This window comes from Marinilabilia salmonicolor, assembly GCF_003003035.1.
In the GTDB taxonomy this organism is placed as follows: domain Bacteria; phylum Bacteroidota; class Bacteroidia; order Bacteroidales; family Marinilabiliaceae; genus Marinilabilia; species Marinilabilia salmonicolor_A.
On sequence record NZ_PVTS01000014.1, the window covers coordinates 25,330 to 37,830 of the forward strand.

Below are 12,501 nucleotides of genomic sequence, written 5' to 3' on the forward strand. Positions count from 1 at the left end.
ACTTTCTATCTCAAACACGCAAAAAACGCTTAGTTTATAGACAGACTCTATTTCGTCTCTGAAGGAAAACAACCCAATTTCGTTATTCTCAATAAGTAAAATCCTTAGTGTCATCCCGATGAACCAGGACGAAAACCTCGCATTTGGGGCTTTCTTATCAGAGTCTGAAAAAAAAATAGTTTTCTTGCAAGCACTATTTACGAATAATTGAGGTCAGATGAGTTTTTCTTATTCATTTATTTATATATTAGTGTTTTGAAAGGCTTCTGTTTTGGTCTGTTCCGCTCTTGCTTTCTATTCAAAACCAGTGAGTGGAACTGGTTAAAAACGAGATTGTTGTTTTTAATAAAGGGAGGAGAAAATTTTTTTGAAGATGCAATTAGATTCACCTTCCCTGTAAACGTTCAACCCCGACTCCGATTTTAATACTGACTTAAATACGCTTCATTTGATTAGTTGAATATTTATCAGATAATTATTAAATTTTAAACCAATGAAAAACAAGCACTTAAACTTACTATTTGTACCTGCTCTGATGGTTGCCTTTGGGTTGGTAGCCTGTCAGCCGCCTCAGTCAATTGAGGACTCAGCCGGCAATGAATCGGTTTACGGACCGGTTGAAAAGACGTATGATTTGCCTGAAGTTTCAGGTACCATTTATTATGTGTCTCCCGATGGAAATGCGGAGGCGGATGGAACCGCTTTGGAGGCTCCAACTTCTATTGAATCTGCTTTGTCGCGTGTGGTTACAGGTGATGCAGTAGTTATGCGGGGCGGCACCTATCGTAGTGGTAATCTTATCTTTAATCAGGGGATTACTATTCAGCCATATCAGGATGAAAAACCTGTACTAAACGGTACACTTGAGGCTACTGAGTGGGAGCAGGATGAAAACGGTCTTTGGTTTACCAGATGGGATCGTCTTTTCCCCGGGGAACCTGAATCATGGTGGAGACCGGAGCGTAATCTGGAGTTCACACCACTTCATCGTTTCAACAACGATATGGTGTTTGTTGATGGAAATATCCTTCAGTCAGCAGGTAGTAAAGATGAACTGGATGAAGGTACTTTTTTTGTGGACTACGATGCTCAGGAGATTTATATCGGTCAGGATCCTGCCGGCAAAAAGATGGAGATAACTGCTTTCCGTAAAGCTATTTTCCGTACCAGCGGAGAGGCTCATGGTAAGGAGAATGATGGCAAGGGGCCTGTTATTCGTGGCTTAACTGTTACTCAATATCCGGACACAATGGTCCACATCGATGGTTTTTATCCTCAGGGGCATTCTGCCGATGAGGCGCATGGAAATGATGTGGTCGGAACTGTATTTGAGGACTGTACTTTCTCCAAAAGTTTACGTATTGGTGTTTTTGCCATTGGAGACAGCATGGTGATGCGTAATTGTAAAATTACAGATACCAATACAGAAGGCCTTTATGTTGTGGCGTCTGACGACGTTCTGCTGGAAGGTAATATTTTCGAAAATAACAATATTGAAAAGTGGACCGGCTTTTATCCTGCAGCGGTTAAAATCTTTAACCAGTCACACCGGGTCGTTTGCAGCGAAAACCTGATAATCAATCACCCTCATTCCAATGGCCTTTGGTACGATGTAGGTAATGTGGACGGGGTTTTTGTGAACAACCGGGTGGAAAGTGTTGGAAGCCCTGAAGGCCCTTTTCGTGATGATCAGGTGTGGCCCAGTAGTAATGGTTTCTTTTTTGAAATATCCAAAGGCGTTACCGTGGCAGGTAATGATTTCGTGAACAACAATCAGGGGATGCTCATCTTGAACAGCTCCGGAGCTAAGGTTTACAACAATACTTTTGTGAACAGTCGTGCCAGTTTCGGCAGGGACGAGCGCGGTTCAGATCCCGACCATTTTGGATGGCACATCAATACGGGTCCGGGTGTGGATGAGCGCGAGAACCATGAGTTTGTAAACAACCTGATGGTGGATACAATGGGGCTGGAATTTCCATTGTTGTATGTTTGGCAACCCTCCGAAATGTGTGAACGCCTGAATGAGTCCACACTGCAAAAGTTTGATAACAATGTCTATGTAAAGATGACCAAAGAAGAAAATGCTGCTATTGCTCTGTGGAGTCCGGCCGATAATGAGAAATGTCAGACCAAAATCAGTGATCCGGCTGAACTTAATGAGCTGTATGGCCATTTTGAGGCCAATAGTAAGTTTTTCAATGGTTATGACGGAGCTCTTTTTACGAATGTGAATCCTGAGAATCTTGAAGTGAATTCTTCTTTTGAAGGACATATTCAGGCTTCCGAAATTCCTGAGAATATTAAGGCAGCTGCCGGATGGTCAGGCGAAGATGCTCCTTTTGTTGGAGCCAGATAGGAAGGATTCTCAAATTTTAAAAATTTATAGTAATGAAGACACGTTCATTTATTACTCCATTGGGTTTCGCAGCTATGGCAGTTGCAGGTTTGTTTGCATGTCAGGCACCTGCCCCTGCTGATAGAACTGCAGAAAATGAAGAGGTCGTTTACGGACCTTATGAAACGACTTATGAACTTCCGGACGTATCAGGAACCATCTATTATGTGGCTCCTGACGGAGATGCCAGTGCTGAGGGAACTACCCTCGAGACGCCCACAACCATTGAGGCTGCCATTTCTCGTGTGGTAACCAATGATGCTATTGTAATGCGGGGTGGGACCTACCGTACAGGTGGTCTTACCTTTAATCAGGGAATTACCATTCAACCTTATCAGGACGAAAAGCCGGTATTGAACGGTACTTTTGTTGCAGATAATTGGCAACAGGACTCAGACGGTGTATGGGTTACTGATTGGGAACGCTTTTTCCCCGGTGAGCCTCAGTCATGGTGGAACAAAGAGCGAAACATCGAAAGTACGCCTATGCATCGATTCAATAACGATTGCGTTTTTGTAAATGGAGATTATTTGCAATCGGTTGGAAGTAAGGACGAGTTGGAAGAAGGTACTTTCTTTGTGGATTATGACGCAAAGAAAATTTATCTGGGAACAGATCCTTCCGGGCAGTTGGTTGAGATTACCGCATTCAATAATGCAATTATCAGGACACCTGAAGATGTACATGGTAAAACAACAGACAAGCGAGGGCCGGTTATCAAAGGTCTGGAGGTTACTCAGTATGCCGATATCAGTGTTTTGATTGACGGGCTTTTCCCTGAGGAAATATCTCCGGAGGAGGCACATGGTAATGATGCTGTTGGGACTGTTTTTGAAAATTGTTCTTTTACCAAGGCTTTGCGGGTGGCTGTCTTTGCTCATGGCGACAGCATGGTGATGCGAAACTGTAAAATTGAAGATACCAACACTGAAGGACTTTATATTGTTGCTTCGGATGATGTGCTGCTCGAACGAAATATCTTTGCACATAACAACATCGAAAACTGGCGGGGATATTTTCCTGCTGCCGTTAAAATCTTTAATCAGAGTCATCGTGTTGTTTGCCGGGAGAATCTGGTAACCAATCAGCCTAATTCTAACGGAATCTGGTATGATGTAGGTAATGTAGATGGGGTTTTTGTTAATAATCGTGTTGAAAATGTTGGTCAGGTTGATCAGGCAGCTCTTGGTGATAAAGTTTGGGTTGGACGCAGTGGCTTTTTCTTTGAGATTTCGGTAGGAGTTATTGTGGCCGGAAATGAATTTGTCAATAACAATCAGGGCATTCTGATTCTTAATGCTGCGGGCTCTGAAATGTACAACAATACATTTATTAACAGCCGTGCAAGTTTTGGGCGTACAGCGCGTGGCGATGGTGCCGATCACTTTGGATGGCATGTTACCAGCGGACCGGGTGTTGAGGAACGCGAAAATCATGTGTTTGTGAATAATCTGTTGATAGATACAGTGGGTATGGAAACCCCTATGCTTTATGTGTGGCAACCGGCCGAGATGTGTGAGCGACTCAGTGAATCCACGCTAAAAGCCGTTGACAATAATGTATATGTGAAGATGAATAAAGAGGAGTCGCCACTGTTGGCTTTGTGGAGTCCTGCACAAAATGAGGAATGCCAGGCGCGCATTTCAGATCCGGCGGATTTGAATGCGTTGTATGAAACGTTTGAGACCAACAGTAAGTTCTATAATGGCTTTGATGGCGCTTTGTTTTCAGGAGATGCACAGATTGTTCCCGGATTTGAGGGACACCAGGTGGCATCCGATATTCCTGATAACATAAAGAAAGTTGCCGGTTGGAGCAATGCTCAAATTAATTTTATTGGAGCCAGGTAACATTTTTTAGGGCTTCAAACCTTATTAGTTATTGATAAAAATGGAAAAAGGCCTGTCGGAAACTATTCCGACAGGCCTTTTGTATTGATTGAGCCTGTTTTATTACTCCACACCAAAAACCATAATGGTCCTGGTTTGGTAGGTTTCGTCAGGATTCAATATCGTTGACGGAAAATTCTCATGGTTAGGCGAGTCAGGAAAGTGCTGAGTCTCCAGACAGAGTCCGTTGTACTGCTCAAATACCCAATCTCCTGATTTTTGTGAGCCATCAAGGAAATTACCGGAATAAAACTGCAAACCGGGTTCTTCAGTATATATTTCCATTGTACGTCCTGATTCCGGATCTTTCAACTTAGAGGCAAATGTCATTGCACCCTTTTCGGTTTTATTCAAGGCATAGTTGTGGTCATATCCTCCCGGAACCTGGTCTATGCGTTCACCAATGGGATGAGGGGTCGTAAAATCGAAAGGAGTTCCTTCTACCGGTTTTATTTCTCCGGTAGGTATCAGTGTCTCATTTACCGGGGTATATGCGTCTGCATCGATGGTAAGTTCATGATTAAGAATGCTTCCTTCGCCTGCCAGATTGAAAAAAGAGTGATTTGTCAGATTTACCGGTGTGGCTTTGTCTGTGTTGGCAAGGTAATCCACAATCAGACTATCTCCCTGGAGCGTGTAAGTAACAGTGACTTCCAGATTTCCGGGGTATCCTTCCTCACCATCTTTACTAAAGTAGGTAAGTTTCAAAGCAGGCCCTTTGGCTGTCTCAACGGGGGTCGCCTCCCATACTTTCTGGTCAAAGCCGTTGGTGCCGCCATGCAGGTGGTTGGGCCCATCGTTCAAAGAAAGCTGATAGGTACTGTCATTGAGGGTGAACTGTCCTTTGTCAATCCGGTTTCCGTATCGACCGATGATGGCACCAAAAAAGCTTCTTTTTTCCAGATAGCTGGACAAGTCATCAAAACCGAGTACTACGTTTTCAATGTTTCCTGCTTTGTCGGGTGCATTCACAGTCGTGATTACCCCTCCAAAATCAGTTATTTTTACTTCCAGACCGGAACTGCTTTTTAGCGTGTAGAGGTTAACAGCCTTTCCATCCGGAGTCTGACCCCAGGATTCTTTTTTGATGGCTTCTTCGGCCGGCACATTGCAACTGAGGATACTCAATCCTAAAATGCCTGCAAACAGAGAATGTAATGATTTTTTTCTCATAAATTGTTTAATTTTAATTGTTTATTAGAGCTATAGTGTACTGCTTTTTTATACTGTTTAAACGTTTTTTCTTTCTTATTTTTTCGGATTCACAATAAGAGTATATTAAACATTTGTAATGCTTTTTTTGTAAATTGCCAAATGTATGGCAAAAGTGCCTTAATATCAAAGAGACTAACCGGTTGCAGGGTTAGGTTGTTTATGCCTTAACGGGCTTCTCTGGTATTTGTTTTCTTCAGAATCCAATGATGATTTGTTCTTTACGGATTACCTGTAAATTAATGTATTTTTGAAATTTATTAAAAAAAATCTCTAAAAACATTTTAAAAGTAGAAATTACTTTTTAATTTTGAAGCATAAAACTGAATTTTTTTTTAGAAAAGATTGTAGCGTAAATAAACTAAGGAGATGTACTTCCTTGCCCGTATTATCCTAAAATAAAAATAAAATGCAGTATCAGGGACACTATAAAAATGCTCCGAAACATTATCTGGCTGTGGATTGTGTGATTTTTGGTTATGAAAACTATGAACTGAAACTTCTTTTGCACAAAAGGCCCATACAACCTCAAATTGGCGGATGGTCATTAATGGGAGGTTTTTGTGGTGAGAAAGAGGCGCTGGAGACTGCTGCCAACAGGGTGTTGCGTCAGAGTACCGGACTGAAAGATATTTATCTGGAACAGGTTCAGGCTTTCTCTGAACCAGACAGGGATCCGGCAGCACGCGTAATCTCTGTGGCATTTTATGCCCTGATTCGCATAGATAAGCATGATGCAGGTAAAGTGGATGAAATGGGAGCCCGGTGGTGCTCTCTGGATGAGGTTCCGGAGTTGATTTTTGATCATTCTGATATTGTGGAAAAAGCCAAAGAAAGGTTGCAGATGAAAGCCAGCCTCGAGTTGGTTGGCAAGGAGTTGTTACCTGATGAATTTACGCTTACCCAACTGAGGAGACTCTATGAGGCCATTTATCAAAGAGAACTGGATCCCGGCAATTTTAGGAAAAAGGTATTGGGACTTAATGTTTTGGAACGATTGAATACCAAGAATACTGAAGAATCAAAAAAAGGAGCCTTTAATTATCGCTTCAGACCCAATTCGGAGGAGTTGAACGGGCATGAGCGAATTATTAAAATCTGAACAAATACTTAAAAGGAATTTGACGATGGAAAATTTTAAAGATTATGAAGTTTGGTTTGTTACCGGCGCGCAGTTATTGTACGGAGGTGATGCTGTTGTGGCAGTGGACGGACATTCCACTGAGATGGTGAAAGGGATGAATGCTTCAGGCAATTTGCCTGTAAAGATTGTTTACAAAGGAACTGTAAATTCTGCCAAAGAGGTTACCGCAACCATGAAAGCGGCCAACAATGATGAAAAATGTGTGGGGGTAATCACCTGGATGCATACTTTCTCTCCTTCCAAGATGTGGATTCATGGCTTGCAGGAGCTGCGTAAACCTATTCTCCATTTTCATACTCAGTTTAATAAGGAGATTCCATGGAACGATATCGACATGGACTTTATGAACCTTAATCAAAGTGCTCATGGAGACCGTGAGTTCGGACATATCATGGCTCGTTTGAAGAAACCCCGGAAAGTTGTGGTTGGGCACTGGCAGGATCCCCAGGCTCAGGAGCGTATTGCTGTATGGATGCGTGTTTCTGCTGCCTGGGCCGATGCACAGGATCTTCGCATTATTCGTTTTGGCGACCAGATGAACAATGTGGCCGTAACTGATGGAGATAAAGTGGATGCCGAAATGGTTATGGGGTACCATGTGGATTATTATCCCATTGCTGATCTGGTAGCCGTTAAAGATAAAGTTACCGATGCCGAAGTGGCAGAATTGGTGAAGGTTTATGAAAATGATTATGATTTTGCTGATGATTGCAAAGCAGGAGGTGCCAACAGAGGTCAGGTAGAACACGCTGCCCGCATTGAAATTGCTTTGCGCCGCTTTTTGGAAGAAAAAGGAGCAAAAGCATTTACTTCCAATTTCGATGATTTGAATGAGGTTGATCAGTTGCCCGGTCTTGCTTCTCAGCGTTTGATGGCGGACGGATACGGTTTTGGTGCCGAAGGCGACTGGAAAACGGCTGCTCTTTACCGCACTATGTGGTTTATGGGGCAGGGACTGCCTAAAGGCTGCTCGTTTCTTGAAGATTATACTCTTAATTTTGACGGAGAGAACAGTACCATTCTTCAGGCACATATGCTGGAGGTTTGTCCTTTGATTGCCGACCACAAGCCCAAATTGCAGGTGCACCCATTGGGTATTGGAGGTAAGAATGATCCTGCCCGTCTGGTCTTTACCAGTAAGCCCGGTGAAGGTGTGGCAGCAACTGTTGTGGATATGGGTAATCGTTTCCGGATGATTGTCAATAAGGTGGAGTGTGTTGAATCAAAGCCACTTCCCAAGTTGCCTGTTGCCAGTGCGTTGTGGGTTCCAAAGCCCAATTTCGAAGTTGGCGCGGCAGCCTGGATTCTGGCAGGAGGAACTCATCACACCAGTTTTTCATATGATTTAACGGCTGAATATCTGGAAGATTTTGCTGAAATCGCCGGAATTGAATTCTTGCTGATTGATGAAAAAACGACCATTCCTGAGTTTAAGAAAGAATTGCGTTGGAATGATATGTTTTACAAATTGAATCGTGGAATCTAAAATCGACTTTAAATAAATTAAATTATGGAATCAGCTTTCGCAACACTGGACTGGATAATATTTGCAGTCTATGCCATTGTTATCCTGGGGATGGGGCTTTTTATTTCGAGAGGAAAAAAAGGAGTGGAAAAAACCGCTCAGGATTACTTTCTTGCCAATAAATCACTGACCTGGTGGGCTATTGGAGCATCCTTGATTGCCGCTAATATTTCGGCTGAGCAATTTATCGGTATGTCCGGTTCCGGGTATGCTTTGGGAATTGGGATTGCTTGTTATGAGTGGATTGCAGCAGCATCCCTGATTGTAATCGCCAAGTATTTTATTCCCATTTTTATTGAGAAGAAGATTTATACCATGCCACAGTTTCTTGCAGAGCGTTATTCACGTGGAGTGAGTACGGCATTTGCAATTTTCTGGTTGCTGGTATATGTGTTTGTAAACCTGACATCGGTGACCTATATGGGTGCTCTTGCCATGGAGACCATTCTGGGAATTCCCCTGATGTATGGCATTATCGGTCTTGCTGTTTTTTCCGGAATATATTCCATTTATGGCGGACTAAAGGCTGTTGCCTGGACCGATGTCATACAGGTATTCTTCCTGGTGGTCGGTGGTCTGGTAACAACCTATGTTGCTCTTGATGCAGTGGGTGGAGTTGGCTCCGGACCAATAAAAGGGTTCAGTACGCTTTTTGAAGGTGTCCGGGATCATTTCCATATGATAGCCGAGCAGGATACAAGGCCGGATGTATTTCTTGATTTGCCCGGTCTGGGTATTATTCTTGGAGGTATCTGGCTGACCAACTTTGGTTACTGGGGCTTTAACCAGTATATTATCCAGAAAGGTCTGGCAGCCAAATCTGTTACCGAAGCCAAGCGCGGATTGCTGTTTGGTGCTTACCTGAAAATGTTGATTCCGCTTATTGTGGTAATTCCTGGTATCGCCGCCTTTTATCTGAAGAATGATCTGGAGATTGCCGATCAGGCTTACCCATATCTTTTGGCCAATTATATGCCTGTTGGTGTTCGCGGTCTGGCATTTGCGGCTCTTTCTGCGGCCATTGTTTCATCTCTGGCGTCTATGATTAACTCTACCTCAACTATTTTTACGGTAGATATTTACAAGCCGTATTTCAATAAGAATGCCAGTGATAAATCTCAGGTGTTGGTAGGTCGTATCACTGCCTTAGTGGCTTTGACGATAGCCGTATTTATTGCTCCTATGTTACAAAACCTGGAGCAGGCATTCCAGTATATTCAGGAATACACAGGATTTATCTATCCCGGTGTGGTTATCGTGTTTTTTATGGGACTTTTCTGGCGTCAGGCAACCAACAGAGCTGCTCTCTGGACTGCTATTCTGACATTACCTCTTGGATTTGCTTTCAAATTCGGATTCCCGGAGATGCCCTGGATGATGCGCATGGGATATGTATTTGTGGTGCTGGTCTTTGTAGCTACAATTGTCACTTTCGTAGATAAAAAATCGTGGACTACCGATACCAAACACACCGTTCGTCCAGCCTATATGCGCACCGGGTATATCCTGATGACCATCGGTATTGTCGCTGCTATTATTGGCGCGGTTGGTGTGAATATTTATTTCCTGAATAATTTGGGAATTGAGAGTATTTTCATGACTGCTGCAGCCTTTATTTTTGTTGGTATTATTTTGATTGCCAATGAGAAAATTATTGCAGCTGACAAGAAAGCGCTTGAGATTAATCCCGAAAGTTTCAAAACCGGAACAACTTTTAATATTGGTGCAGTGGGAGTTATCGTTATTCTTGCATTGCTTTACGGAGTGTTCTGGTAAAAAAAGATCAGAAGATGGATTTAAAAAAGTTAAAGGAAGAAGTCTTCCAGGCCAATCTCGATCTGGTAAAACACAACCTGGTAATTTTTACCTGGGGGAATGTGAGTGCCATTGACCGGGAAAGAGGTTTGGTGGTAATCAAACCCAGCGGTGTGGCTTACGATGACATGACAGCCGATGACATGGTCGTCTTGAACCTGGAAGGCAACGTGGTGGAAGGTCAACTGAAACCTTCTTCGGATACTCCAACTCATATCGAATTGTATAAGAATTTTCCGGAAATAGGAGGAGTGGTGCATACCCACTCTTCCTATGCTACCGCCTGGGCACAAGCGGGTGTGGATATTCCAATTATCGGAACTACACATGCCGACTATTTTGCCAGTGATATCCCGTGTACGCGCGATATGACAAAAGAGGAGGTGGAAGGAGAATATGAGAAGGAGACAGGTACCGTAATTGTGGAAGCTTTTGCAGATAAAAACCCCAATCATATTCCCGGGGTAATTGTGAAAAATCATGGTCCTTTCACCTGGGGGAAAGATGCACACGAGGCTGTGCACAACAGCGTGGTAATGGAAGCTGTTGCTAAAATGGCTTTTGTTAGTAAGTCTGTAAATCCCAATGTTACCATGAATCCGCTTCTTACAAAAAAGCATTTCGATCGTAAACATGGTGCCAATGCCTATTACGGGCAGAAATAGATAATGTAAAGGCATCATTTCTCTCACCCGGGCCGGCTTCCGGCCCGGGTTTATCTCCCAAAAATTACTTAGTTATCACAAGGATGTTTTAAGCAGATAGTTGAGCATTGGAATAATTTATTGATGAACCCTGCTTGTTAAAACTACTGACTAAAAACTACTGATCAAAAACTGAATACAATGAGCTCCAAAAAATATGTTATAGGATTGGATTACGGGTCTGATTCTGCCCGTGCCGTGGTGGTGGATACCCAAACCGGAGAGGAAGTCTCCCAGGCAGTTAAACATTATCCACGGTGGATTGAAGGTAAATATTGTGATCCTGCTGCCAATCGGTATCGTCAGCATCCTCTGGATTATATTGAGGTTTTGGAATATACCGTAAAGACGGCCCTTAAAGAAGCCGGAACCGGTGTGGCTGAAAATGTGGTGGGTATGTCCTTCGATACAACCGGAAGTACTCCGGCCTTTGTGGATGAAGACGGGATTCCCCTGGCACTGAAACCTGAGTTTGCAGAGAATCCCAATGCTATGTTTATTCTCTGGAAAGACCATACAGCAGTGAAAGAGGCTGCCGAAATTAACCAGCTTGCCCGTAAGTGGGACGTGGATTATACTCAGTTTGAGGGCGGTGTTTATTCTTCCGAGTGGGTGTGGGCAAAAGCGCTTCATGTATTGCGCGAAGATGAGGCCATCCGAAAAGCTGCTTATTCATGGATTGAGCATGCCGACTGGATGCCATCACTAATAACCGGTACAGAACAGCCCGACAAGGTGGTGCGTAGTCGTTGTGCTGCCGGACACAAAGCTATGTGGCATGAAAGCTGGGGAGGTCTTCCTCCTGAAGAATTTCTTACTGAACTGGATCCTTTGTTGATGGGTTTTCGCGATCGATTGTTTAAAGACACTTATGCCAGTGATACTAAAGTAGGAACCCTTACTCCCGAATGGGCAGAAAAACTTGGTCTTTCCACCGACGTGGTTGTTGGTGTAAGTGCCTTTGACTGCCACATGGGTGCTGTTGGAGGTGGTGCCACATCTAATGTGTTGGCGCGTGCCATTGGTACTTCTACTTGCGATATTATGATTGCGGATTACGAGCAAATGGGAGATAAACTGGTAAAAGGAATTTGCGGACAGGTAGATGGTTCTGTCGTTCCCGGTTATATAGGTCTGGAGGCCGGTCAGTCCGGTTTTGGTGACATCTATGCCTGGTTTAAGAATGTCGTAGCCTGGCCGCTCAGTAATATCCTGAGCAAAACAGAACTGGTGGATGCCGGAACCCGGGAAAAACTGATTGAGGAAACCATTGATAAGATTATACCTGAGTTAAGCCGGGAAGCCATGAAAATTTCGGTTGATGAGTCCACCATTCTTGCTGTAGATTGGATGAATGGACGCCGCACACCCGATGCCAGTCAGGAAGTGACAGGTTCCATTTCCGGGTTGACACTGGGATCCTCGGCACCACGTATTTTCAGAGCTTTGGTGGAAGCTACGGCTTTTGGGTCCAAAGCGATTGTGGACCGTTTCAGGGAAGAAGGTGTTGAACTCAAAGCTGTGATTGGTCTTGGAGGCGTGGCTCGCAAATCTCCGTTTGTGATGCAGACACTTGCCGATGTGTTGAATATGCCTATCAAAGTGGCTGCCACCGAACAGACTTGTGCTGTGGGAGCAGGTATGTTTGCTGCTGTTGTGGCGGGTATTTACGATAATGTGGAGGAAGCGCAAAAGCAGATGGGACAGGGATTTGAGAAAGAATATACTCCCAACGCAGAGAATGTGAAGAAGTATGAAGCTATTTACAGTAAATATGTGAAACTCGGGGAATTTACCGAGAAAGAATTGTAAGA

Annotated in this window: 8 protein-coding genes; 7 read left to right on the forward strand and 1 reads right to left on the reverse strand. The window is 43.6% G+C overall.

Annotation, left to right across the window (positions count from 1 at the left end; genetic code table 11):
• Window positions 1-493: 493 nt before the first annotated feature.
• Together BY457_RS13755 and BY457_RS13760 are read left to right on the forward strand one after the other, a co-directional pair.
• Complete coding sequence (locus tag BY457_RS13755) at window positions 494-2,359, forward strand: right-handed parallel beta-helix repeat-containing protein (protein WP_106153906.1); 1,866 nt, start codon at window positions 494-496, stop codon at window positions 2,357-2,359.
• 32 nt (window positions 2,360-2,391) lie between these two features.
• Window positions 2,392-4,248 (forward strand): right-handed parallel beta-helix repeat-containing protein, encoded by a 1,857-nt coding sequence (locus BY457_RS13760; RefSeq protein WP_106153907.1) that lies wholly within the window; start codon window positions 2,392-2,394, stop codon window positions 4,246-4,248.
• Window positions 4,249-4,350: 102 nt separating this feature from the next.
• Here the strand turns inward: BY457_RS13760 and BY457_RS13765 are convergent, their stop codons facing one another.
• Window positions 4,351-5,460 carry an aldose epimerase family protein gene (locus BY457_RS13765; RefSeq protein ID WP_106153908.1) on the reverse strand — a complete coding sequence of 370 codons (1,110 nt, stop codon included), beginning with the start codon at window positions 5,458-5,460 and terminating at the stop codon, window positions 4,351-4,353.
• A 448-nt stretch (window positions 5,461-5,908) separates the two neighbouring features.
• On the opposite strand from BY457_RS13765, the gene BY457_RS13770 reads away from it, so the two are divergent.
• The 5 genes from BY457_RS13770 to BY457_RS13790 all read left to right on the forward strand — a co-directional run bounded on the left by BY457_RS13770 (window position 5,909) and on the right by BY457_RS13790 (window position 12,499).
• Entirely contained in the window at window positions 5,909-6,601 is a 693-nt protein-coding gene (locus BY457_RS13770) for an NUDIX hydrolase (RefSeq protein ID WP_106153909.1), read from the forward strand.
• 25 nt (window positions 6,602-6,626) lie between these two features.
• A complete protein-coding gene (araA, locus tag BY457_RS13775; protein WP_106153910.1) occupies window positions 6,627-8,129 on the forward strand; it encodes an L-arabinose isomerase in 1,503 nt (500 codons plus the stop codon).
• A 24-nt stretch (window positions 8,130-8,153) separates the two neighbouring features.
• Window positions 8,154-9,944, forward strand: coding sequence for a sodium/sugar symporter (locus BY457_RS13780; protein WP_106153911.1), 1,791 nt, complete (start codon window positions 8,154-8,156; stop codon window positions 9,942-9,944).
• 14 nt (window positions 9,945-9,958) lie between these two features.
• Window positions 9,959-10,648: an L-ribulose-5-phosphate 4-epimerase gene (gene araD, locus BY457_RS13785; protein WP_106153912.1), complete on the forward strand. Its 690-nt coding sequence runs from the start codon at window positions 9,959-9,961 to the stop codon at window positions 10,646-10,648.
• A gap of 180 nt (window positions 10,649-10,828) precedes the next feature.
• Complete coding sequence (locus tag BY457_RS13790; RefSeq protein ID WP_106153913.1) at window positions 10,829-12,499, forward strand: ribulokinase; 1,671 nt, start codon at window positions 10,829-10,831, stop codon at window positions 12,497-12,499.
• The last annotated feature ends 2 nt before the right edge of the window (window positions 12,500-12,501 follow it).